This is a genomic window from Streptomyces sp. NPDC096205 (assembly GCF_044763135.1).
Lineage (GTDB): Bacteria > Actinomycetota > Actinomycetes > Streptomycetales > Streptomycetaceae > Streptomyces.
Map to the genome: position 1 here is coordinate 117,584 of NZ_JBIWFS010000011.1, position 23,531 is coordinate 141,114.

Annotated in this window: 20 protein-coding genes and 1 pseudogene; 9 read left to right on the forward strand and 12 right to left on the reverse strand. The window is 72.3% G+C overall.

From position 1 onward, the window contains the following. Window positions 1-39 precede the first annotated feature (39 nt). From ACIQ6Y_RS34550 to ACIQ6Y_RS34560, 3 genes are all read left to right on the forward strand, one after another. Window positions 40-726, forward strand: a complete 687-nt coding sequence (locus tag ACIQ6Y_RS34550) for a FadR/GntR family transcriptional regulator (protein WP_404045375.1) — start codon at window positions 40-42, stop codon at window positions 724-726. Further along, a complete protein-coding gene (locus ACIQ6Y_RS34555) occupies window positions 723-2,141 on the forward strand; it encodes a hypothetical protein (protein ID WP_404045378.1) in 1,419 nt (472 codons plus the stop codon). Before ACIQ6Y_RS34550 ends, ACIQ6Y_RS34555 begins: the two co-directional genes overlap by 4 nt. Before the next feature lie 110 nt (window positions 2,142-2,251). Further along, window positions 2,252-4,111 (forward strand): GMC family oxidoreductase N-terminal domain-containing protein, encoded by a 1,860-nt coding sequence (locus ACIQ6Y_RS34560; protein WP_404045380.1) that lies wholly within the window; start codon window positions 2,252-2,254, stop codon window positions 4,109-4,111. 7 nt (window positions 4,112-4,118) lie between these two features. On the opposite strand, the gene ACIQ6Y_RS34565 is transcribed toward ACIQ6Y_RS34560, so the two are convergent. The 8 genes and pseudogenes from ACIQ6Y_RS34565 to ACIQ6Y_RS34600 all read right to left on the reverse strand — a co-directional run bounded on the left by ACIQ6Y_RS34565 (window position 4,119) and on the right by ACIQ6Y_RS34600 (window position 10,780). Continuing rightward, on the reverse strand, window positions 4,119-5,264 hold the full coding sequence (locus tag ACIQ6Y_RS34565; protein ID WP_404045382.1) for an aromatic acid exporter family protein: 1,146 nt from the start codon (window positions 5,262-5,264) through the stop codon (window positions 4,119-4,121). A gap of 110 nt (window positions 5,265-5,374) precedes the next feature. After that, a complete protein-coding gene (locus ACIQ6Y_RS34570) occupies window positions 5,375-5,932 on the reverse strand; it encodes a Dps family protein (protein ID WP_404045384.1) in 558 nt (185 codons plus the stop codon). Window positions 5,933-6,051: 119 nt separating this feature from the next. Beyond that, the gene (locus tag ACIQ6Y_RS34575; protein WP_404045387.1) at window positions 6,052-6,867 is read right to left on the reverse strand and encodes a restriction endonuclease; all 816 of its coding nucleotides are present in this window, start codon (window positions 6,865-6,867) and stop codon (window positions 6,052-6,054) included. Window positions 6,868-6,995: 128 nt separating this feature from the next. Then, window positions 6,996-7,319, reverse strand: coding sequence for a hypothetical protein (locus ACIQ6Y_RS34580; protein ID WP_404045388.1), 324 nt, complete (start codon window positions 7,317-7,319; stop codon window positions 6,996-6,998). 59 nt (window positions 7,320-7,378) lie between these two features. Continuing rightward, window positions 7,379-7,516 (reverse strand): annotated as a pseudogene (locus ACIQ6Y_RS34585) (flavodoxin family protein); the annotation flags it as partial. A gap of 49 nt (window positions 7,517-7,565) precedes the next feature. Then, entirely contained in the window at window positions 7,566-8,981 is a 1,416-nt protein-coding gene (locus ACIQ6Y_RS34590; RefSeq protein ID WP_404045391.1) for a pyridoxal phosphate-dependent decarboxylase family protein, read from the reverse strand. Window positions 8,982-9,114: 133 nt separating this feature from the next. After that, complete coding sequence (locus tag ACIQ6Y_RS34595) at window positions 9,115-10,170, reverse strand: hypothetical protein (protein ID WP_404045393.1); 1,056 nt, start codon at window positions 10,168-10,170, stop codon at window positions 9,115-9,117. A 52-nt stretch (window positions 10,171-10,222) separates the two neighbouring features. Next, the gene (locus ACIQ6Y_RS34600; RefSeq protein ID WP_404045396.1) at window positions 10,223-10,780 is read right to left on the reverse strand and encodes a hypothetical protein; all 558 of its coding nucleotides are present in this window, start codon (window positions 10,778-10,780) and stop codon (window positions 10,223-10,225) included. Window positions 10,781-11,161: 381 nt separating this feature from the next. Between ACIQ6Y_RS34600 and ACIQ6Y_RS34605 the strand changes: the two genes are divergently transcribed. The 3 genes from ACIQ6Y_RS34605 (at window position 11,162) to ACIQ6Y_RS34615 (ending at window position 16,330) form a co-directional block, all read left to right on the forward strand. Further along, entirely contained in the window at window positions 11,162-13,237 is a 2,076-nt protein-coding gene (locus tag ACIQ6Y_RS34605; protein ID WP_404045399.1) for an ABC transporter ATP-binding protein, read from the forward strand. Window positions 13,238-13,424: 187 nt separating this feature from the next. Then, window positions 13,425-14,072, forward strand: coding sequence for a TetR/AcrR family transcriptional regulator (locus tag ACIQ6Y_RS34610; protein WP_404045402.1), 648 nt, complete (start codon window positions 13,425-13,427; stop codon window positions 14,070-14,072). A 158-nt stretch (window positions 14,073-14,230) separates the two neighbouring features. Continuing rightward, window positions 14,231-16,330, forward strand: a complete 2,100-nt coding sequence (locus ACIQ6Y_RS34615; protein WP_404045405.1) for a HelD family protein — start codon at window positions 14,231-14,233, stop codon at window positions 16,328-16,330. 39 nt (window positions 16,331-16,369) lie between these two features. Here the strand turns inward: ACIQ6Y_RS34615 and ACIQ6Y_RS34620 are convergent, their stop codons facing one another. Then, window positions 16,370-16,819: a nuclear transport factor 2 family protein gene (locus tag ACIQ6Y_RS34620; protein WP_404045408.1), complete on the reverse strand. Its 450-nt coding sequence runs from the start codon at window positions 16,817-16,819 to the stop codon at window positions 16,370-16,372. A gap of 113 nt (window positions 16,820-16,932) precedes the next feature. On the opposite strand from ACIQ6Y_RS34620, the gene ACIQ6Y_RS34625 reads away from it, so the two are divergent. Beyond that, window positions 16,933-19,026 carry an NACHT domain-containing protein gene (locus ACIQ6Y_RS34625; protein WP_404045410.1) on the forward strand — a complete coding sequence of 698 codons (2,094 nt, stop codon included), beginning with the start codon at window positions 16,933-16,935 and terminating at the stop codon, window positions 19,024-19,026. A 15-nt stretch (window positions 19,027-19,041) separates the two neighbouring features. Here ACIQ6Y_RS34625 and ACIQ6Y_RS34630 read toward each other — a convergent pair whose 3' ends face one another. Continuing rightward, window positions 19,042-19,908: an endonuclease/exonuclease/phosphatase family protein gene (locus ACIQ6Y_RS34630; RefSeq protein WP_404045413.1), complete on the reverse strand. Its 867-nt coding sequence runs from the start codon at window positions 19,906-19,908 to the stop codon at window positions 19,042-19,044. Between the two features lie 244 nt (window positions 19,909-20,152). On the opposite strand from ACIQ6Y_RS34630, the gene ACIQ6Y_RS34635 reads away from it, so the two are divergent. Together ACIQ6Y_RS34635 and ACIQ6Y_RS34640 are read left to right on the forward strand one after the other, a co-directional pair. After that, window positions 20,153-20,935, forward strand: coding sequence for a maleylpyruvate isomerase family mycothiol-dependent enzyme (locus ACIQ6Y_RS34635; RefSeq protein ID WP_404045416.1), 783 nt, complete (start codon window positions 20,153-20,155; stop codon window positions 20,933-20,935). Between the two features lie 66 nt (window positions 20,936-21,001). After that, on the forward strand, window positions 21,002-21,544 hold the full coding sequence (locus ACIQ6Y_RS34640) for a GNAT family N-acetyltransferase (RefSeq protein ID WP_404045419.1): 543 nt from the start codon (window positions 21,002-21,004) through the stop codon (window positions 21,542-21,544). Window positions 21,545-21,844: 300 nt separating this feature from the next. Here ACIQ6Y_RS34640 and ACIQ6Y_RS34645 read toward each other — a convergent pair whose 3' ends face one another. Both ACIQ6Y_RS34645 and ACIQ6Y_RS34650 read right to left on the reverse strand, forming a co-directional pair. After that, window positions 21,845-22,342, reverse strand: coding sequence for a hypothetical protein (locus ACIQ6Y_RS34645; protein WP_404045421.1), 498 nt, complete (start codon window positions 22,340-22,342; stop codon window positions 21,845-21,847). Window positions 22,343-22,454: 112 nt separating this feature from the next. Further along, complete coding sequence (locus tag ACIQ6Y_RS34650) at window positions 22,455-23,369, reverse strand: hypothetical protein (RefSeq protein ID WP_404045424.1); 915 nt, start codon at window positions 23,367-23,369, stop codon at window positions 22,455-22,457. Between the last annotated feature and the right edge of the window lie 162 nt (window positions 23,370-23,531).

The window sequence follows — 23,531 nt, forward strand, 5'->3', positions numbered from 1 at the left end:
TGGTTCAGTGGCTCATCCACTGAGCCACTGGAGGACGGTGTGGAGACACTGCCGCGCGAAAGCCTCGTCGACGTGCTGGAGAGCCGCCTGCGCGAGGACATCCTCAACGGGCGGCACCCGGCGGGGAGTTACCTTCCGCCGGAGCGTGCGCTCGCCGACGGCTACGGGGTCACGCGCACCACGCTCAAGCACGCCTTCGGCCGTCTGCTGCAAGCAGGGCTGCTGGAGACCCGGCACGGCGTGGGCACCAAGGTGCGGGACTATCTGCGCCTGGGCGGGGCCGATCTGCTGCCGATGCTGGTGCGGCACAGCCCCGACTGGATCGGCGAGATCTTCGAAGTGCGGCGCGGCGTCGGCGCGTTGATCGCCGAGCGCGCCGCGGAGCGAGTGACCGCCCGGCAGCGTGAGGAACTGCGCACCCTCCTGGCGGCGGTGCGCGAGGCGCCGGACGGCGACGCCGTGCAGCTCGCCGACGTGGAGGTGCACCGGGCGCTGGCCCGCGCCACCGGCAACCGGGTCTATGTGCTGCTGACCAACACCCTGTTCAACGCGTACCTGCCGGTGCGCGCCTCGCTGGTGGGGCCGTTCACCGACGCCGAGGCCGCGCACGAGCGCCTCGTTCCGGTCGTCGAGGCCGTCTGCGCCGGGGACAGGGCCGGGGCACGCAAGGCGGCCGGGGTCTACCTCATGGCGACCGAGCGGATCATGCTGGAGGGCCTTCGATGAGCACCGTGTCCACCCGCCCCCGCGGCACCGCCTTCTCCGAGACGATGCTCGGAACACTTCGGCTGGACGACGAGGCGGAGAGCACCGCCCGAAAGGTGCGGCTGGAGCTGGACGTCACCGCGGCGCGCGTGCTGCGGCCCGGCCGGACGACCGAGGCCCGGGCGGCCGGCCGCATCCGGATCGACGGCCTCGCCGACGAGGCGGCCGTGGAGGGCGAGTTGGAGATCTCGCCGCTGGCCCGGCGCCGTATCCGCTACCGCCTGCACTTCACCGCCCGAGGCCGCCGCCTCACCCTGGACGGCTGGAAGTCGGTGACACTGCGGCGCCCCGTCGCGTCGATGACGGTCCTGCCGTACACGCTGTACGAGGACGGCAGCCCGGTCGGCACCGGCGTACTGCGCTTTCCTCTCGCCACACAGGGGCCGGCGTTCCTGGCGAGCTGGCGCTTCCCCCGCTCCGAGAACGCCGAGACCCTGATGGCGCCGCGCTGGCGCGGTGAGGCGGGGCGCACCGAGGTCTGGTACACGACGCTCACCGATCCGCGGACCGGCACGGGGGTGTGGCTGCACCACGAACTCGTCGCGCCCACCGACGGATCCGAGCCGTACGCGCACGGGTGGGCGGCCGTGTTCCCCGAGGACGGCCCTGTGCGGCACGTACGCTTCGGCCCCGCCCCTTGGACGGGTGACGGGTCCGGTTTCCGTGCCGCCGGCACCGACGCGCGGCCCGGCCGTCTGACCGGCTCGGCGCACGACGGCGCCTGGGCCTGGGAGTTGGCCGAACAGCCCGTGGACACGCCGTTGTTCACCTTCCCGCGCTGGTCCTGGCGCCGCCCCTTGCTGCCCGCCGCGCACATGGTGCCCGCCGCGCGCGCCCGCTACGACGGCACGTTCACGTACGACGGCACGACCCTGGCGCTGACCGGCGCGCCCGGCGCCTCCGCCCGTATCCACGGCCACGGCAACGCGCGCCGCTGGGCCTGGCTGCACGCCGACCTCGGGGGCGGGGACGTGCTGGAGGTCGTCGCCGCCGTGTCCATGCGCCCTGGCCTGCGCAGGCTTCCCCCGCTGGTGTTCCTGCGCCTGCGCCGGGGCGGTCGCACCTGGCCTCGGCGGCCCGAGCGCAGTGCGGTCGGCTGGGCCGGCTGGGGCCGCTTTCGCGCACGTATCGGCCTGCCCACCTGGACGGTCACCGGCCGCAGCGGGCTGCGCCGCATCCGGGTGGAGGTCGCTCAGCCGCCGGAACGGACCCTGGCCCTGGACTACCGCGACCCGGACGGCTCCCCTGCTGTGTGCCGCAACAGTGAACGTGCCGACGCGCGTGTGCTGTTGGAGCGCTGGTGGTTCGGCGGCTGGCGCACGGAGGCGCGGTGGACGCTGGACGGCACGGCGCACGCGGAGGTGGGCAGCCGGTGAGCGGGGCACTGGGCTCTGGTCGGGCTGGTGGGCGCCCTGGTGAGCGCGTCTCCGGGCGGTCCGGCGGGCACTCTGGTGAGCGCGTCTCCGGGCGGTCCGGCGGGCGCCCGGTGAGCGCGGCCCTGGCCGGGCTGGTGGCCGCCCTCGTCGGCGACGACGGCACGTTGGAGTGGGCCAAGCGCGTGCCCGCGCGGCTGGAGACGGTGCTCGCCGGGATGCCGTCGGCCGCGCGGACGGCCTTCCGGGCGGGGGCTCACGGGGTCGACGCCTACGCGCGGGCCCGCACCGGACGCCGTCTGGCGGATCTCACAGCCGACGAACGGCAGACGGTGCTCGACTCGCTCGCCGGACGGCCGGCGCTGCTGCGGCTGCTGGAGGTACTCAAAGTGCCGGTCCTGCTGGCGGCCGGGACCGAGCGGACGGCCCGCACCGCTCCCCCGGCGCAGGCGGTTCCCCTGCGGTCCGACCCGCCGCTCGACTGCACTCCGGCCTCCGGGTGGCCCGCGCGCAGCACGGCCGACGCCGTCGTCGTCGGCTCCGGCGCGGGCGGCGCGATGGCCGCCAGGACGCTGGCCCGGGCAGGGCTCGACGTGGTCGTCCTCGAAGAAGGGCGGCACCACGGCACCGACAGCTTCCGCGGGCGCACCCCGCTGGAGCGGTTCACCGACCTCTACCGGGACGGCGGCGCGACCGTCGCCGTCGGCCGGGCGCCGGTGCTGCTGCCGACCGGCCGGGCCGTCGGCGGCACCACGCTGGTCAACTCCGGTACCTGCTACCGAACTCCCGAGCATGTCCTGGCCCGCTGGAGCAGCGCGTTCGGGTTCACGCTCGCCGACGGACTGGGCCCCTTCCTGGACGAGGTCGAACGCACGCTGGGCGTGGCCCGCCAGCCGGAGGACGTGCTCGGAAACAACGGCCGGATCGCCCTCGACGGCGCCCGCGCCCTCGGTTGGGCCGCCGCGCCGCTGCGCCGCAACGCGCCCGGCTGCCAGGGGTCCTGCCAGTGCGTGGTGGGCTGTCCCACCGGCGCCAAGCAGAGCGTGCAGTTGTCCGTGCTGCCCGACGCGTGCGCGGCAGGCGCCCGGATCGTCACCGGGGCGCGGGTGGAGCGCATCCTCGTCGACCCGGACCGCCCCGGCGGGCCCCGCGCCACGGGCGTACGCGTCCACCGCGACGGCATCCGGGACGGCGTGAGCAGCCACTTCGAGATCCTCGCCCCGCTGGTCGTCGTGGCCGCCGGGGCACTGCAGTCGCCGCCCCTGCTGCGCCGATCCGGCCTGGGCCGTCATCCCCGGCTCGGCCGCAATCTGAGCGTCCATCCCGCCACCACCCTCGCCGGGCGGTTCTCCGAGCCGGTCACCGCCTGGAAGGGAGTGCTGCAGAGCGTCGGGGTGGAGGAGCACCACCGCCGGCACGGCATCCTCATCGAGGCGACCGCCACCCCGCCCGGCATGGGCACCTTCGTCCTGCCCGGCCTCGGTGCCGGACTGCGGCGCGAACTGGACGACGCCCACCGCCTCGCCACCCTCGGCGCGATGATCGCCGACCTTCCCTCCGGCCGCGTCCTGGGCCGTAGTAGCACCCTGGTCCGCTACGACCTCCAGCGTCGTGACGCCAGGCGGCTCCTGCGCGCTGTACGGGCGATGGGCGAACTGCTCTTCGCCGCGGGTGCCGACGAGGTGCTCACCGGTGTCCCCGGCACACCCCGCGTGCACAGCCTGGAGGAACTCGACGACCTGCTCGCCCGCACCGATGCCCCCGAACTCCACCTGTCCGCCTACCATCCCACCGGCACGGTCGCCGCCGGCGCCGATCCGCAACGTTCTCCCGCCGACGCAGCCGGCCGACTGCGCGGCGTACACGGTGTCCTGATCGCCGACGCCTCCGTGCTGCCTTCCTGTCCGGAGGTGAACCCGCAGGTGAGCGTGATGGCGGCGGCCCTGGCCGTCACCGAGGCCGCCACAGGGTGAGGGGGGATCACGGGGATGAGGTCACGAGTTGTCCGGCCAGTCGGTGGGCCTGGGCCAGCAGCGTGCCGTAGACGGCGACTTCGTCGGGGTCGTCAGGCCGGGCACGGACCAGGTGCCGGCGCAGCGTGTCGAGCGTGCGGTGCAGTTCGTGTACGGCCTGGCGCAGCTCGCGGTCGCTCCGGTCGCCGAAGCGGCTGTGGCCGTAGAGGTGGAGGGCGTGAGCGGTCTGGCGGAGGAACTCGGCGTAGCGGCGGGAGAGATGAGGGTGGGGCCGCGCGCCGGAGCGGTCCTCCGCGGCGGCTTCCAGCACGGTGCGGGTGACCCCGGCGGTGTGCACGGCCGCGTAGTCCAGGACGACGACCGCGTCGTCGTACTCCTTGTCGGGTGCGGACGGTGCCCTGGTGCGGCGGCGGAGGTTGACGCGCAGGCTCTCCCGGCTGCGGCCGAGCGCGGTGCGTGAGTCGTCGACCAGGCGTTGGAGGCGCAGGGCGCGCTCGTGCCAGGTGCCGGCCTCGGCGGGGTCCCACCGGTCCTCGGCCAGCCCGTCGGCCACCGCCCGCAGAATGTCGTGGGCCTCCTCGGTGGCGTCCCGCAGGGCGGCTCGGCTGTCCCGTAGGTAGAGCGGGGGACGGATCAGCGCGTTGACGGCGATGCCGACGACCGCACCGAAGACGGCCTCGGAGATGCGTGCGGCGGCCGTGTCGACGCCGACGGGCCCGCCGGTGAGGACGAACAGGGCGCCCGTGGCCGCGTAGACGCCCTGGCTGCCCAGGCGCCGCCAGTGGCCCAGCAGCACCACAGTGGGCAGGACGAGCGCCATCGCCAGCATCGCCTCGTGCAGGACGAGCGCGACCGCGGTGGCCGTGATCGTGCCCGTCGCGATGGCCGCCAGCTGTTGCAGGCCGTGTGCGACGGACCGGTAGACGGTCTCCTCCACCAGCACGATCGCGACCCAGGGCGCGACGAACGCCATCGGCGCCTGGAGCCACCAGCCGGCCACCGCCCAGGCGAGCCAGGCCGCCAGCGCCGCCTTGCCCGCCTGGACGGCCAGATCCCGCTCGCGGCCCGGCCCCGCGCACGCCCGCCTCACCGTCTGTGCGGCGGCGTGCGCGTGGCGTCGTAGGGTCCGCGCGGCCGTGCGTGTCGGATGCATACGGGTGCGGGTGTCACCGATCGGCGGCAGGCATGCACCTCGGGCGGTCCTTGCTGCGACGGCCGGTCCAGCGGGCATGCGGGCGGCGCGCCGCCGCGGGCCGCTGCCGCTCAGGAGCCGCCGGCCCGCGCGGCCTCTTCCTCCGTGTGGGCCTTGCCCGTGGAAAGGGTGCCGCCCGAGCTCTCGAGGTGGGCGCGGACGAACCACTGGAACTGCTCCAGGTCGCGCAGCTGCTCGATGAGCAGGTCCTCCGTGGCGGGGTCGACCTCGCCGGCCTCCTTGATCGCGGCCCGGACCGACTCGATCACGCCCGTGTACACGAGGTCGAGCGCGCCGAGATGCGCGATGGCGTCGGCTCGGCCGATGGAGTAGTCGTCCCAGGTGCGTTCGCCGACCAGGGCGCCCGGTGTGCCCTGCGCCACGCCGCCGAGGGCCGCGATCCGCTCGGCCACGTCGTCGGCCATCTCCCGGACGCGGTCCACCTGCGGGTCGATCATCTCGTGCACGGCGATGAAGTGGGGTCCGACCACGTTCCAGTGCACGTGCTTGAGCGTGAGATGGAGATCGTTGAGTGCGTGCAGCCGCAGTTGCAGCAGGCCGATCAGGCGGCCGGCCGCCTCACGCTCGATGCCGGGCACGGTGTACTTCGGGGTCAGATCCTTCGTCATGGTTCACCTCGGTTTCTCATGGATTGCGTCGGGCTCATCACCCCTGCTGCCCCGTTTCGGCCACGACAGACATCTTTGAAGGGAAGGGAGGGAGGAGAGAGGGATCGGCCGCGGCGGGCTCAGGACGTCCCGGTGCTCACCGCCGGCCAGGGGGCCGGTCCGGTGCCGTCGCTCCACGCCTGCAGTGCCGCCCGGTCCAGGCACAGGATTCCGCACTGTTCGGCATACTCGACGGCCGGCGCCGTGAAGTCGCTGGTCGTCACCAGGGCGGCCACGTCGGCCTCGTGCACCGTGTAGCAGGTGCCGCCGAAGCGTTGCAGGTCCTGGGAGCCGACCCGGTGCTCGTCGCCGTACCGCTTGCACTGGACGACCAGCCGCCGCCCGTCGGGCGTCACGGCCAGGACGTCCGCCCCCAGATCGCCCGCACCGCCGACGACTTCGACCCCGGTGCACCCGTCCCGCGCACACAGCGCGGCCACCGCCTGCTCGAACTCATCGGCGTCCAGGGCGTCGTAGTCGATGACGCCCCATGCCTGGTCCTCGGGCCGGGCGGAGCCGAGGTGGTCGTCCCCGTCCCCGTCCCCGTCCCCGTCCCTGGGCGCATACTGCCGTGGCACAGCCGGGCCCGGTGGCTCCAGTGCCGCCAGCGCGGTGTCTCTGCCCGCCTCCAGTGCCGCGGCGGCCTGTTGTACGGCGCCGGCGGCCAAGTCCCGGCGACGCCGCCGACGCCGCCGTAGGGCCAGGGTGCAGGAGAGGGCCACGAGACCCAGGGCCGCAGCCCAGACGGGTTGTCCCTGAACGGCGTCGAGCACCATGCGAACGGCGAGTCCCGCCGCACAGAGGACCAGGGCGAGAATGCCGAAGTACACAGCGGTCGCGCGCAGATCGAATCGCCGGGCACCGGTGCGCCGTATTCGGCGTGCGGGTGTCGTCACGGTGGAACAGGCTCCTTCCGACGGACACGAAGATCACTCAACTCATGTGCCCCGGAAGTGGTGACCCACCCAGGATGTCGGTCGGCACCTGGCCTTCGGCCAGGGCGGTGTGGATCTGCTGCCGGTCCTCACGGGTGGCGGTCACACAGAGGTGGCACGGGTGGTGTCGGAGCGGTGGGTTCGGGGACCTCGCCGGTTCTGTGGAACTCCCGGACTGCCGCGAGCATGTGGGCGCGCTCGTCGCGTGGATACTCCCGCAGCGGCTTCAGCGACTCGCGCTGCTCGACGAACGTCCGTACGAACGCTCTGACCAGCCCTTCGACGAGCAGCAGCACGACAGCGCCGGCGACCAGGTAGAAGGAGTCCCTGGCCAGGTCCGGGTTCTCGGTGTGGTCGGCGGAGCCTGCCCACATCAGAATCCTGATCCGCTGGACGCCCAGAACGATGACCACCAGGCTCCACACGTTCGGTGGCGGGGACGATGTAAAAGGGTGGCGGCGGCTCGCTGTTCCACGCCTGCCACGCAGTTGTGGGCGACGAGGCGTTGGTCGTCGTCGGTCTCGGCGAGCATGGCGTCCATCCGCTCCAGCACGCGCGGGGCGACCGAGGAGGGCTGGCCCGGCCAGGTCGGAGAGGCGATGACCAGGATGGACCACGCGCCCGGTTCACTCCCCCGTATCAACCACCCGGTCCATGCCTCAGGGAAGCGCCGCCGCGCGGTGGATGGCGTCGAGCGTGCGAGCCACGTCGTCGTCGCTGGTGGACCAGTTGCTGACGGAGATGCGCATGACGCGGCGGCCCTGCCAAGCGGAACCGCTGATCCAGGTGGTGCCGTCGTCGAGGAGGCGGTGGATGATCCGGTCGGTGCGTGCGTCGGTGCCTGTGTGGTCGCGTGTTTGGTCCTGTGCGTCGTCGGGTGCGTCGTCGTCGAAGGCGGCGCAGACCTGGGTGAAGACGACGTCGTTGAGCACGGTCGCGCCCTCGATGGCGGCGATGCCCTCGGCGAAGGCGGTGGCGTGTCGGCAGAGTCGTTCGACCAGGTCGCAGACCCCCGAGCGGCCCAGGGAGCGCAGGGCCGCCCAGACGGGGAACGCCCGGCCACGGCGCGAGAGTTCGGGGACCGTGTCGATGGGGTCGCCGCGCGTGTCGTGGATCAGATAAGCGCCCTGGTGGCCCATCGCGGAGCGCAGTGCTGCCGCGTCGCGGACCATGGCCAGACCGCAGTCGTAGGGGACGTTGAGGGTCTTGTGGGCGTCGGTCGCCCAGGAGTCGGCATCGGGGCACCCCGCGGTCAGGGGTGCGTACCGTGGGCTCGCGGCGGCCCAGAGGCCGAAGGCGCCGTCGATGTGGACCCAGGCATCCGCCTCGCGGGCGGCGCCGATCGCCGCCCGGAAGGGGTCGAAGGCGCCGCTGTGGATGTTGCCTGCCTGCAGGACCACGATCGTGGGCCCCGGCGGACCGGCGGCCAGTGCCTGCCGCAGGGCGTCGGGCCGGATGCGCCCCTGGTCGTCGGCCGGCACGGACTCCGGCTCGCCGAGGCCGACGTAGCGCAGGGCCAGATCGACGCTGATGTGGCGCTCCGCGCCGACGAGGACCCGCACTCTCGGCCCGCCGGCGAGGCCGTCACGGACGGTGTTCCAGCCGGTACGGCTCAGTACGGCGTCCCGTGCGGCGGCGAGGCAGGTGAAGTTGGCCATGGTGGCACCGGTCGTGAAGCCGACCCCGCTGTCCGGGGGCAGCCGCAGCAGATCGAGCAGCCACGCGGCGGCGATGTCCTCCGCGGCCGCGTAGGCGGGGGACGCGGCACGCATGACGCAGTTCTGGTCCCAGGCGCTGACCAGCCAGTCGGCGGCGAGCGCGGCGGGGTGGGTGCCGCCGACGACGAAGCCGTAGAAGCGGCCGCTGGGGAAGCCGGTGAGCCCCGGCTCGCAGGCGGTGGCGAGCAGGTCGACGACTTCGTCGGGCGGGGTCGGACCAGCGGGCAGGTCCGGGCCGAGCGCGCGCACGATGTCCTCGACCGGTGCACGCGCGGGAACGGGCCGGTCCGGCAGGCCGGCCAGCCAGCGCAGGGCCTGGTTGTAGGCCTGGAAGAGCGCCTTCTCGCGCGCGTCCATACCTCGCACTATGTGACGGAGGTCGTGGGCGTGCAAACCGAGGGGGGTGCGCTGGTGCCGGTTGGGAGCTTCGGAGGCCTTTCATGCCTTGGGGCCCTCATTGTGTGGCGGGGCCTCATTGTGTGGCGCGGCCTCATTGTGTCGCTTCGGGCTCCAGCCGGTCCGTCACGGTCTCGGTCATCGACAGCAGATCTCCGCCGAGGGTGACTCCGCTCGTGCTCACGCTCGGTGTGAGGGAGATGGGACAGGCACCGGGCCGGTCGACGGTGAAGAGACCGAAGGTGGCGGTCCCGTCGGAGATCTCGTCGCTGTCGGCGTGGCCGTAGTAGGCCTGGACGCCGTCCGGCTGGCACAGCATGACGTGGAAGCCGCCCGTGCCGTCGGGCCAGGTGAGGACCAGGTAGCGCACGGAGTAGTCCGTGCCGAGCGGCGCGAGCGCGGTGACCACCCCGGCGAGCGACGGGCCCTGCAGGAACGTGTCCGGCATGCCCATCTGGATGTCCGAGTCGATGCAGAGCAGCAGCCGTTCGTCGCCGCACTCGATGGCGAGCATGCCCTCCCGTTCGGGCCGTACCAGGTACAGCTCACCGGCCGGCATCCGGCTGAGCAGCGCGAAGTCGTCCTCGGTGGGCGGGGAGGTGTCGATGAAGAACACCTCGTTCTCGTCGGCCGGGATGGCGACGATGCGGGTGTCGTCCGCGGGGGTCAGTTCGAAGCCGGAGAACCCCGCCCGATAGGCGATCACCGACAGCGCGAAGGCGGCCTGGTCACCGACCACGTCCCCGGCGGGGGGTGCCATCTGTGTCAGGACGTCCAGGAACTCGGAGGTGGCGACCTGCTCCAGGGTGCGCCAGGCGGCCAGCGCGACGATCGGTTCGCCGGAGGCCGCGGCTGCCTGGACCAGTGGGACGGCGTCCCGGCCGAGCGCCGAGGCCCGGTCGAGGGCCGCGGCGAGCGTGAAGGGGTCGGGCTCGGGCTCCGCCAGCACCTGCCCGACCGCCTGGGCCAGCGCCCCGAGGGGGCTCGGGTCGATCAGGGCGAGGATGCCCAGGGCGCGGACACGGTGTTCGTCGTCCGGGGCGAGCGCGCGGCCGAGGGCGTCGGCGAGGTCGTCGGCGTCGAGCGCGGCCAGGAGCGCGGGGTCCGCGCCGTCCTTGGACGCGAGCAGTTGGTCGATGCGATCGGTCATGGCCTGGTGCCTCTCCGGCAACCCTCCGGGTCGGACAGCGGGGCCGTCCGGCCTACAGGGTGACCTGGCAATGTGTGATCATCTTGACCGCCTGAGCGGGCGTGATCCCCGTGTTGGTCCCCGACTGGGCCCGCATGAAGTTCGCGGGGCCGCACAGCGATTCGTCCTTCTCGCAGTGCGGCAGGCCCAGGAAGTGACCGACCTCGTGGGCGAAGGTGTTGCCGCTGTCCGCCGCGCTGCCGTCCAGGGCCACCACCGGTGCCCTCAGCCGGCCCTTGGCCTTGTTCTTCCCGCACGCGCCGGGCGACGGAGAGTAGCCGACGTCCGTGGGGTGGAGAATGCGCTTCACGACGAACACGTCGAGCGCGTCGTTGCTGCGCACGGCGAACCGGTCCGCCAGCGCCATCGCGTCCGCCGCTCCCCTGATGACCGCGTTCGCCCCGGCGACCGCGAGGTCGATCTTGAAGCGGTTCACCGCGCCGACCACCGGACCGTGCGTGGCGAAGATCGTCTTCATGATGTCCACGGAGTCGTTGACCTGCTTCAGCTCCGCCGCTGTGAACGTCTCCTCCGCGACGACGATCAGATTGATGTCGAAGTGCACTGCCATGGCGCCTCCAGAGGCGGCGATGCGGGCGGTGGCGATGCGGGAGCTGGAGATGGCGCGGGAGGGGCGACTTCCGGAGATCTCTCCAGAAAAGGATGACGGCGCGTAGGGCGGCTCGCCACTCGACCCTCCCTGCTGCCGTCTCCCACCATGCCGAACCTGCTGCGCGATCTTTCCCTGATGCTCCCCCGTCCAACTCTCGGCGTTTCGGCCAATCCGCTCCCGGCGGTGCGCTCATGCGTGGCAAGGGTCGGTGTACTGCGCAGCTTCGGCGAGCCGCTCAGCTACGGGCCCCCGAGGCCGACCGAAAGACATGTGTTCGAAACGCGGGGTGGGTCGTTGAACCCGATGAACGAGCCGTGACCGTCAGACGGAGGGCCGACGTTGACATCAGCCGAAGCACATCAGGACGCGCCGCCGGACGCGCGGAAGACGGCGGCGGACGGGATCTCGAACGCGGAACGTGAGCTGTACGGCGGGCGGCTGCGCTACGACCAGTCGTACGTACGGCACGAAGGCCCGCTGACCCGGCTGGGGTTCGGGCACATGGCCGCCGAACTGCCGCGCATGGTGGGGATGGTGCTGCGCACCGGCTGGCGGACGGACCGGCGGGCACTGGCGGGCGTCGTGGCGGCCGAGCTCGGTCAGGGCGTGACGGCGGGCTGGGGGCTGGTGGCGGTCAACAGCGTCCTCACACAGCTGTTCTCCGACGGCCCGACCGCGGACAAGCTCCGTGACGCCCTGCCGTCTCTGGCGGTCCTGGCGGTTGCGGCGGTGGCGACGGCGCTGCTGTCGGCGTGGTCGACGGCCATGTCGGGGCGCCTGGAGCCTCAGGTGGAGCGGGCGGTGTCCGCGCGGTACTACACGGCGGTCACCCACGTCGAGGTGGAGGCGACCGAGCGGCCGGAGGTGCAAAGGGTCCTGGAGGCGGGGCGGTTCGGCACCGACTCCGCCCGCAGCATGCTCCGGCTGTCGGTGGGAGTGGGCAACGTGGTCATCGGCATGGCGGCGGCCGCCGTCGTCCTGGCGTCGCTGCACTGGGCGCTGCTGCCGATGCTGCTGGCCGTCGCCGTACCGAAGGGGTGGGGAGCGGTCCGCTCCGCGCGCCGCGAATACGTCTCCCGTCTGAACTGGGTCGACCACCGGCGGGCGATCGCCTCCCTGCTGGCCTACCTGATCCGCCCGCACGCCGCCGGAGAGATCCGTGTGCACGCGGCCGGGACCAAACTGCTGTCCAGCTACGAGGAGATGTCCCGGCAGACGGAGGCGGAACAGCGGCGGCTGGCGCGGGCACAGGCCGGGACGGATCTGGTCGCGGGCGCCTTCGCCGGTCTGGCGTCGCTGGGCTGTTACGGGATGCTGTGGTGGCTGCTGGCCGACGGCGGTCTGCCGCTGGCTGTCGGCGGGACCGCGGTGATCGCCATCCGTACGTCCACCGCACGGCTCACTTCTCTCGTGCAGCAGGTCAACCGGCTGTACGAGGAGCTCCTGTTCCTCACCGACACGGAAGACGCCATCGACATGGCGACTGAGCATGCGATCCCGCGCACCGGCACGCCGCTGCCCACGCCGGTACGGGAAGTCCGGGTGGAGGACGTGTCGTTCACCTACCCGGGCGCCGACTCCCCGTCTCTGAAGGGGGTCAGCGTGCGGGTTCCCCGAGGTGAGGTGACAGCCCTGGTGGGAGCGAACGGCTCGGGGAAGACCACGCTGACCAAGGTGCTGGCCGGTCTGCTGCTGCCCGCGGAGGGCAATGTGTGGTGGGTGGGCGAGTCCGGCGAGCCGGTGGAACTCCGCGCGGCGGAACGGGCCCAGGTGTTCGCCTCGGTCGGGGTGCTGGCGCAGGACTTCCCCCGCTGGGAGATGACCGCCGCCGCCAACGTCGCCATCGGCGCCGGCGACCGCCCCCGCGACATGGATCAGGTCCGCAAGGCGGCCCGGGACGCCGACGTGCTCGACCTGATCGAGGGCCTGCCGCACGGCTGGGACTCGATCGTCTTCAAAGGGTACGAGCGCGGCGTCCAGCTCTCGGGCGGACAGTGGCAGCGGCTGGGCACCGCGCGCACGCGGTATCGCAACGCGCCCGTCCTGCTCGTCGACGAGCCGACTTCGGCGCTCGATCCGCACGCCGAGATCGCCGCCTTCGAGAAGCTGTGGTCCCTGGCCCGGGAAGGGCACGCGGTCGTGCTCGTCACCCACCGGCTCGCCGCGACCATGAACGCCGACCACATCTACGTCCTCGACGACGGGTGCCTCGTCGAGGACGGCACCCACCCAGAGCTGATCGCCCGCGGCGGCCTCTACCAGAGCATGTTCACCGCCCAGGCCGCCCAGTACGGGCTCACCACCCCGACGTCAGACACGGTGCCACCCCCACGACCGTCCACTCCCGGCCCAGCCCGGAGTCCTCACTTCCCTTCAGACGCCGGCACGCCCCTCGAACACCGCACAGAGGAGTAGCACGTTGACGGACGTCTCGTCCGGCGGCCTGGGCAAAGCCCGTCAGGCTTCACGCCTGCTCGGGTGCTGCCCACTCGACGAACCCGCCAGACTGATATGACCGGCGTAACCTTGCTACGGTTATAAACTTAGACCCGGCAACCTTAGGGTGTCGACATAAAAGTAGGACGGAGGTAAGCTTGCACTCATGACCACAGAGACACCCACCCCTCCAGCCGGACTGCGCGAGGCGAAGAAGCAGGAGACCCGGCAGCTCATCTCCGACCACGCGACCCGGCTGTTCATCGCTCAGGGCTTCGAGCGGACGACCATCGCCGAGATCGCCGCGGCGGCACGTGTCGCCAAGAAGACCGTCACCAACTACTTCGCGCGCAAGGAGGACCTGGCCCTGGACCATCAGGAGGAGTTCGCCGCTTCTCTGGCCCGGACGGTCGCCGACCGCCTACCCGAGGAGTCCGCGCTGGCCGCACTGCGCCGCGCGTTCGCCCACGCCGTCGCCGCGCAGGACCCCGTCGCCGGGTTCTCCGGCCGGGAGTTCGCCGCGATGGTCGCCGAGAGCCCGACCCTGAGCACCTGCCTGCGGGGCCTGCACGACCAGCGCGAGCACCAGCTCGCCCAGGCGCTCGCCGAGGCCACCGGCACGTCGATCGACGACATCGGCACTCGGACCGCTGCCGGACTGCTGGGCGCCGTCCACCGTGTGCTGTTCCAGCGCATCCAGGAGCTCACCCTCGCCGGGCAGCCCAACGACCGGATCGCCCGGACCATCACCACCGAAGCCGGTCAGGCCTTCGACATCCTGGAACCCGCCCTGTCCGACTACGCCACCGCCTGACGGCCGCCTTTCCGCGGCGGCTTACCACCCTGGTCGCGAAGGGCTTGGGTGCACCGGAGGACACATTCGACGCACTTTGGTCAACATTTACTTTTCCGGAATACGTCTGCATAGTGACGCCTCGAAATATTGGCGGGTCGAGCCGAGAGGGCCTTTTCTTGTCCCAGATCAAGGATGTTGCCGCGCGCGAGGTGGAGCTCGAGCGAGCTCAGGTCTCCGTCATGGGCGAGCTGTTCGACGAGCGGCTGGCCGAAGCGCGGGAGCAGCTGGCGCGTGTGCTCGCGAGGCCGTCCGACGGCGCGGGTGAAACGTACGAGAGGGAAGTGGAGGCCGGGCGGCTGACGCGGGAGATCCGTCGGCTGGAGGGAGCCGAGGACGGGCTGGTGTTCGGCCGGATAGACCTGACGGACGGGACCGTCCTGCGGATCGGGCGGCTGGGGCTGCAGAGGGACTCGGACGAACTGCCCTTGCTGGTGGACTGGCGGGCCGAGGCCGCGCGGCCCTTCTACGAGGCGACGCCGGTGCATCCCATGAGGCTTCGGCGGCGCCGCCATCTGCGACTGACGGGCCGCACGGTGGTGGGAGTGAGCGATGAGCTGCTCGACGGCTCGGCGCCCACCGATCAAGACGTCGTCGGCGACGGCCCGTTGACGGCGGCGCTCCAGGCCAGGCGCACCGGGCGGATGGGTACGGCGGTCGCCACGCTCCAGGCCGAGCAGGACGCGATCGTGCGGTCGCCGCACCGTGGTGTGACGGTGGTGCAGGGCGGTCCGGGCACCGGAAAGACGGTCGTGGCGCTGCACCGCGCCGCCTATGTTCTGTACGCGTTTCCTAAGGCAGCCGAACGCGGCGTGCTGGTGCTGGGGCCGAACGCGCGGTTCCTCGACTACATCTGCCAGGTCCTGCCCTCCCTCGGCGAGAACGACGTCGTCCTGGCGACCTGCGAGGAACTGGCCGGCGTCGTACCGGGCGCCGCGGACTCCTTCGAGGTGGCACGTCTGAAGGGAAGTGTCCAACTGGCCGACGCACTGGCCTCGTTGGTCCGCTCATGGCAGGCCCCCGACGGCGACTTCGAGGTCCGGGTCGGGCAGGAGTGGACCCGTCTGCCGGACCGGGACGTCGTGCAGGCGCGGGAGTCGGCGCAGACCAGTGGTCTCGCGCACAACCGGGCACGCCGGCTGTTCAAGGAGCTGCTGGTCGACGCCCTCGTCCGCGAGCTCGCCCGCAGTGGCGCCGAGGCGCTGGAGCGTATCGACGCCGAGGTCGCGCAGCTGACCGGCCTCGACCTGGACCGGGTCGCGGCAGCGGACCTGCGCCGCCTCGGGGTGGACGACGCGCCCGCCACAGGGGCCGACGAGTTCGACGCCGACGCCATGCGGGCCGAACTCCTGGACGACGCCTCGCTGGACCGGGCCGTCGAGGACCTGTGGCCGCGGCTGACGCCGGACGAGGTGGTTCACGCCCTGCTGGCGGACGGCGACGCATCGGCCGCGTGTCTACGGCAGTTCACCGACGCCGAGCGGGCCCTGCTGCGGCGAGCACCCGGTGCGCCCTGGACGGACGCGGACGTGCCACTCCTCGACGAGGCGGCGAGCCTGGTCGACGGCCCGCCCGAGCAGGCCTTCGGGCACGTCGTCGTCGACGAGGCGCAGGAACTCACCGCCATGCAGTGGCGGATGATCGTACGTCGTTGTCCGGGCAGGTCGATGACGCTGGTCGGCGACTTCGCCCAGGCGGGCCCGGCGACGACGGCCCGGGACTGGACGGACGCACTCGGCCCGCACGTCGGCCGGCGCTTCGACCTGCGCACGCTGACCGTCAGCTACCGCACCACACAGGAAATCCTCGCCACCACTGAGGAGTTGCTCGCCCGGATCGCTCCGGACCGGCCGCCGATCCGCTCGATCCGGCGTGGCGAGGAGCCCCGGACCCTGACCGCCACCCCTGACACGCTCGTCACCGCCCTCCTGGGGGAGCTGCGCGAGCAAAGCGCCTCGTACGAGGGTGAGTTGATCGGGGTGATCTGCTCCGACGACAGGATGCGGCAGCTCGCGGACGCGGGGGTCGAGCAGCATGCCCGACTGGTGCCGGCCTCGCAGGCACGCGGCCTGGAGTTCGACGCGGCCGTCGTGGTCGACCCGGACGGGATCACCGCCGCCCGCCCCGGAGGGGAGCGCGATCTGTACGTCGCCCTCACCCGGGCCACCAAGCGCCTGTGCACCCTCACCCTTCCGCCCACCGGGAGGCCCACGAGCTGAGGACCCGTGCGGTGTCCACCGCCTCGAGCGGCCTCGGCGTCAGTCCGCCGGCGCCGGTGCCGTGCAGGCGTCGGCGATGGCCTGCGTGTCCCAGTAGAACGGCCGGACCTCGGCGATCCGCCCGTCCCTGACCGTGATCGCCTGCAGGACCGGAAAGCTGAGTTCTCGGCCGGTCGTGCGAGCGCGAGCACGGACCTGTGTGAGCACGACCGCGGTCTCCCCGGTGGCGAGGAATTCCTGCTCCACCATGTCGAACGACTCCCACACCTCCCCCATCACGACGAAGAACCGCCTCATGCCGTCGTGTCCGCGCCATGGGCCGCCGTAGGGCAGGCCGTCCGCCTGGTGCAGCACGACGTCCGGCGAGAAGAAGGGAGCGAGCAGATCGAACGAGGCCTCGTCGGGGCCTCCCGCCGCCAGGTACTCCGCCTCAGCGGCATACATGCCGGTGAGGACCGTCACCGAGTCCGTGGAAGATGCCATCGTCATGCCCGCCAGCCTGATCGTCACCGGCCGATCGTGCTGGCGGGCATCGGACATCGTCGTGCAATCCGTGCTGATGGAGGGCGACTTCGGCGTGTACGGCGGGTATGCAGCAAGGCATGGCGGGATTCGGGGGACGACGGGAACGGGAGAGGCGTCGAGCGGGGATCGCGTTCGCCGCGCTGCTGATGCTGGCCAGCGCCGCGTACGCGGTGGCCCAGTTGGTGCGCGGAGGGCTCGATCCGGCCGACACCGCCGGGCTGTTGGGGCTGCCGCTGGGGTCGGCCGGACTGGTGGCCGCGGTGGCGGCGCTGCGCCGCCCCTGGCAGGGCACGGACGCCGAGCTCGTACGGCAGTGGGCGGCGACGCTGGCCGTCCTGGTGCAGCAGAACGAGCAGGAGCTGCGGCTTCAGCTGCTCGGCCGGGACACCCGGCGCATCGACCTGCGGTACACGCTGCGCACGGTGCCGGGGCGCGCGGCCGAGGCCCCGGTGGCGGGGCGCACCTTCCGGAACGCCGGCGCCGCTGGTGCGGACCCTGACCCGGCCCCCGACATCGCCGGGTTCTTCCGGACCACCCGGCCCGGGCGCCTGGTCATCGCCGGAGCACCCGGCTCCGGCAAGACGGTGCTGGCCTCGGAGCTGGTCCTCGCTCTGGTTTCCGAACGGGCCGACGGCGACCCGGTGCCCGTGCGCATTCCCATGGCTCAGTGGGACACCGCCCACACGCTGCCCGAACTGCTGGTGGATCACCTTACGGAGAGCCTCGACTGGCCCCGGGAGATGGCGCAGGCGCTGGTGGCCCACGGCATGGTGCTGCCGGTCCTCGACGGCCTGGACGAGATGGACCCGCTGCGGGCCGACGGCTCACCGGACCCGGAAGCCCGCCGGGCACGGGCCGCCGTACGGCATCTCAACGCCCACCAGCGCGGCCTGCACGCGGGTCCGCTCGTCCTCACCAGCCGGATCGCGCACTACGAGGCGCTCCTCGCGCACGAGCCGCTGCTCGACTCCGCGCTGGTGGTGATCTCCCCCGTGGCGTCCGCGCCCGCGCTGACGTATCTGCGCGACCGCTGCCACGACCCCGCCCGCTGGCGGCCCCTGCTCGACCATCTCGCCGCCCACGCCTCGGGCGTGCTCGCCCACGCCCTGTCGACCCCCTGGCGGCTCGGACTGACCGCCACCGTCTACCGCTACCGCGGCGACCCGGCGGACCTGCTCGCGCTGCACGACACCGCCGCCCTCGACCGGCACCTGCTGGCCCGCTACATCCCGGCCGTCGTGGCACCGGCCGCCGGCGACCCGGACCCGCCCCGCTACAGCCCGGATCAGGTCCACCGGTGGCTGCACCGCCTCGCTCGGCACCTGGCGGGGAGCGGCGGCACCGGGTACCCGACGACCGATATCACCGTGCACGGGCTGTGGCCGCTGGCCGGGCCCCGCCGGGTGCGGGTGGCGGACGCGCTGCTGACGTTCTGCCTGATCAGCGCCGTCCTGCCGGGCGCCTGGCTGACCCCTCGGCCCGGCGCCGTGGCGTCCGGTGTGGTGGCGCTGGCCGGGGCGTGCAGCCTGGCGGCCGCGCTCGCGCTCAGTCCGAGCAGGCTGGACTGGCAGAAGCGGCACGTGCCCGGCCTGCGGGGCCGCTTCGTGGTGGGCCTCGTCGTCAATCCCGTCCTCGCCACCGTCGTCGGCATCGCCACCGGGCTGGCGCTCGGCGCGGCCCTCGCGGCGGCGGGCCACACCTCGGCCGGGCTCGTCGCCGGTACGGTGGTCAGCTGGGTGTCCGGACTCGGCGCCGGCTTCCGCTTCAGCATGGCGGCCGGGCTGCGCGGGGCGCCCACGACCGCCGTCAGCCCTCCCGTCGCCCTGCGCGACGACACCGTGTACGGGCTCGTCTACGCCGTCTCCACCGGCCTGTTCGGCGGCCTCGCCGTCGGCAGCACGGTCGCCCTGCTGCTGGACCCCGCCACCGGCCTCGTCATCGGCACGGCCACCGCGATCGCCTCCGGCCAGGCCTCGGGCCTCAGCGCCGCCCGCCGCTACCTGGTCTTCCTCCTCTGCTCCCGCCGCCGACTGCCCTTCCGGCTCGGCCGCTTCCTGGACTGGTCCTACTCAGCCGGCCTCATGCGCTACTCCGGCCCGGCGTACCAGTTCCGGCACGCCGAACTACAGCACTGGCTCGCGGCGCATCCGGGTGCGGGGGGCGTGCCGTGAGGGAGTACCGCCCCCTTACCGAGGGCCGGAAGGCGCGGGCTGTCGAGTGAGGTCCAGGTCCGTGTAGAGCATGTGGTGGTCCGAGTACTCGCTGGGTTGTACGCGATGTCTGAGTGCGGCGATGTCTCGCAAGAAGACGTAGTCGAACTTGCTGTACCAGTCGGTGGTCACGTCGCAGTCGCCGCCGGCCGAGGGACGACACTGGGCGTCGGTGTCCGTGGCCAGTGCCCACATGGGGGTGAGTTCCGGGGCGGTCGGCACGGCGTTGAAGTCGCCGAGGACGATGGCGCGGTCGTGCTGGGCGACCTCGGTGGCGAGTACGGCGACCTGTTCCGCTCGGACTGTCCCTTGGTCTCGTTGGGCGAGATGGGTGTTGAAGACCCGGACGGACCGGCCGTCCACCCTGGTGGTGACGGCCATGTACCCGCGGTCTTCGGAGCCTCCGTCGGGGTATTCCACATTGACGTGGTCCGTCATCGGTGCGGCCGAGAGGATCGCCTGACCGTAGGCACCGGGCTTCCACGGCGCTCCCCCGCACCGGCTCCATTTGCGGAGAACGGACCCGTACTCCACGTGGTAGACCAGTCCGTAGAGGTTCTCCAGGTACTCCCGGATCCAGTCGACGTCACGTACGCACGCTTCCTGCATGCCGATGACCTGCGGCGCGAATCTGGCGATCTCCGCCGCCCGGTCGACGTTGCTCTCGTCGCACGGGTTGCAGATGTTCCACGTCATGACCCGGTTCTGGACGACGTCCCTGGCGGCGTCGGCAGGCTGGTGCCCGGCGAAGAGGGGACTGCCTGGTGCACTGGGGCCGACGAGTACCACGCAAGCCACGATCGCGGCGCTCGCGAGCAACCGCGTGCTCCTTCCGAGCACCATCGCCTCCTCGGTCAGGGGACGCACAGGGCATCCGACGTCTCTGTGCACGAGGTTATGGGACGGACATCGGCACCACTTGCCTCCGGCCCGTTGCCGGGCTCACTACTTGAACTCCGGCCCGCAAGGGTGGCCGTTGTGGCCTCTGTGACCAATGCGCTGCCTGTGACCGCTGCGACCGTTGTGACCGCTGCGACCGCTGCGAAAATCGGCGGCGGTCGTTCCCGCGTGATGCTAGACATCCAGCGTGGCAAAGACACTTGAGTTCCCCGACCTGCTGCGGCTGATCGACGAGCGGTCGACCGCGTTCCGGGCCGCGGTCGCCTCCGCGCCCGGCCTCGACGTGCAGGTGCCGACCTGCCCCGACTGGACGCTGTTCGATCTGGTGCAGCACCTGGGCCAGGTGCACCGCCGCTGGGCCGCGAACGTGGCCGCGGGCCCGGCCGACGCTCCCGCGGCCGCGCCCTCTTCGCAGGACGCCCTCGCCACGCCCCGGGAGCGCGAGGCCCTGCTCGCCTGGTCGGCCGAGTCGACGGGCCTGCTGCTGAGCGCACTGCGCGAGGCCGGCCCGGACCGCGGTTGCTGGACGTGGTGGGGTGCATCGCAGTCCCCGCAGACCTCGGGTGCCGTCGCCCGGCACCAGGTCCAGGAGGCCACGGTGCACACCTACGACGCCCAGGTCACCGTGGGCGCCCCGCAGCCGCTGCAGGGCGAGGCGGCGCTCGACGGTGTCGACGAGTTCCTGACCACGTGCTGCGCGACCCCGAGCGCCTGGCCGCATCAGCCCACCGCCCTCGAGTTCCACGCCGACGAGGGCTCCGCCTGGCGCCTCACGCTCGACGCCGACGGCGCACGGTCCACCCGTCTCACGACACCCTCCGCCTACGGGGACGAGGCCGGTGCCTCCGTTCACGGCACGGCCGCTGAGCTGGTCCTCTTCCTGTACGACCGGATCCCGGCAGACTCCCTGAAGTTCGACGGCGACCCGCACCTCTTCGACCTGCTCCGCGCCTGGGAGCCGGAGGAGTAGGACGGGGCGACGCGGAACCGGCTTATTGGTTTGCCGAGGATCGGCCCGTTCGGATAGGAAGCTCGCATGCTAAAGGGCAGCAAGGTCGGGCTGAGGGCTCGGCACGAGGACGACATCCCGGTCCTGCAGGCCGAACTTCACGACGACGTGGTCAACGCCTCGCGGGCCACCGGCCGGCCGTGGCGGCCGCTCACGCCCGGCTCCAAGGAATCGCCGTTCTTCGAGGACGACATCGAGCAGGGCCGCGTCGCCTTCTCCGTGGTGGAGCTGGACGGCGGCACCCTGGTCGGCACCGCGACGGTGTGGGACATCGACAACCACAACCGGGCCGCGCACATCGGGCTCGGGCTGCTGCCCTCCGCCCGCGGCAAGGGCTACGGCACGGACGTGGTCGCAGTCCTGTGCCACTACGGTTTCGTCGTGCGCGGGCTCCAGCGGCTGCAGATCGAGACCCTCGCGGACAACGCCGCGATGCTCCGCTCCGCCGAGCGCAACGGCTTCGTCCGCGAAGGTGTCCTGCGCTCCTCGGCCTGGGTCATGGGCGAGTTCCTCGACGAGGTGCTGCTCGGGCTGCTCGTCCAGGACTGGAAGCCGGACGCGAACGGCTAGGGCCTGTCGTTTGGATCAGGCCGGCTATGAGGGCTTTCGCTTCTTGGCCGGGTCGAGCGGGGTCTGGTGCGTGCAGCTGCAAGGCGGAGGAGGGCGTCGACGCGGAGCGTCGGCAACCGACGACAACGCGGCAGATGTGCGTGCCAGGCCCCGCGACGCCGGCATGATCCAAACGACAGGTCCTAGGCCTCCGTCCGGGCCCGGACAGGACGAGCTGAACGGGGTCGGTCCCACGGGTGGACCCGGCGGCCCCTCCCTCGATCTGGGTGGGGCCGCCGGGCCTTGGGACGCCGGCCGTGATCAGCTGATGTACGAGTAGTCGGTGCAGGCGCTCGGTGTGACCCACTGGTGGGCCGAGATGCGGTTGTCGACGCTGAGGTCGCGCCGGTTCTCGAAGTTGTTGCGGGCGAGACCGTCGACGTAGAGCTCGCTGCCCTTCAGGCAGACGTATCCGTCGTCCCAGGTGCCGGCGGGGTCTCCGGCCAGCCGGTAGAAGGCGACGATGGAGCTGGAGGAGGCCGTGTTCATGACGGACTCGGCGTTGTTGTCGTCGCCCCCCGTGAAGTCGCCCGTGGAGTCGCCCCAGTTCCAGTCGGCGGTGCCCTGCGCGGCGTCGCCGAGCCAGGTGCCGCCGCAGTTGGGCTCGGACCAGGCGTGGACGTGGTTGCCCCGAGCGTTGTAGTAGTCGTACATGTTGTCGCAGACGGTCGCCGCCTGGGCGGTCGTCGTCGGCAGGCTCAGGCCCAGGAAGGCGAGGCCCACGGTGAGGGCCATCGTGGCGGGCTTGCGCAGACGCATGGTGTCTCCTTCGGTCGGTGCCTCCGAGTGCGGAGGCGAGGTGATCCGCGGCTGTTGTGCCGCGGAAGCTCTGGGGTGAGGCAGCGGGGTCTGCGGGAGCGCCCCGGCTGTGTCAGTCGTCCGCTTCGCCCGTGACGCCGGCCGCGCGCTCCAGGGCAGCCCGCCGCAGGCGCTGGTGGGTGTCGAGGTCGTCGCCGTACCGGCCGCGCAGCCGGTCGACGTACGACGCCTCCACCCTTCGGCCCACGGCCTTCAGCCCGACGTCGCGCGCACAGGTGGCGTCGGCGACGGCAACCTCCCGTTCCAGGGCGAACGCCCGCTGCTCAGGCAGTTGCCGGGCCCGTCGGTTCACGGCGTCCCGGGCCTCGGCCGGGTTCGCGTACGTACGGCCCGCCGCGCGCATGCAGGACGACCATCGGCGCAGCGCCCCGGCGAACCGGGGGTCGGCCACCAGGTCGCCGGCGTACAGGCGGCTGAGGTGGGTGGCGGTCTTGTCGACGCGGAACCAGGTGGCGTGGTCGCCGTAGAGCCGTTCCCTGGCCTGTAGTTCGCAGCCGCCCAGCCTGCTGGTCACGGTGCCTCCGCCGGGCACGTCGGCGGAGACGGACGGGGCTTCGGAGCCGCCGGACAGAGCGGTGTCGTACGCGGTGAGGCGCCGGCCGGTCAGCCGCGCGCGGTAGGCGTTGTTGCGGTCGTGGCGTTCGGCGGCGGCGAGCTTCTGCCGGATCGGTCCGCCGTAGCCGTAGCGCTGGGCCCAGCCGATGTCGTCGAGGACGTAGCCGAGCGGGCGGCTCTCCCGCGCCGTGAGCGGCAGCCGGAGCCAGTAGGGGAAGCCGTGCTGTGTCATGCAGCGCTGGATCAGGAGCTGTTCGGCCCGTGCGAGGCGGAAGCGCTCCGCGTCGGTGAGGGTGTGGCCCGGTGCCGCCCGGCCCCGGTCCGCCGGCTGCCCGTCGTGCCCCTCGCATCCGGCCGCGGCGCCGACGACGAGGGCTGCGGCCGCCAGCCATGCGGCGATGGAACGTCGCACACCGCACTCCTTTGCGTCCATGGTCGGGCCCGCACCCTGCGGGCACCGCTGTCCGGCCGGCCCGGACGCCGCCGGACCTGCCGTGACCTTCAGCTTTGGCCGGCCGGGGTTTGTCCGGCAGGCCCCTGCCATCACTCCGGACAATCACCGGAGCCCTTGCGC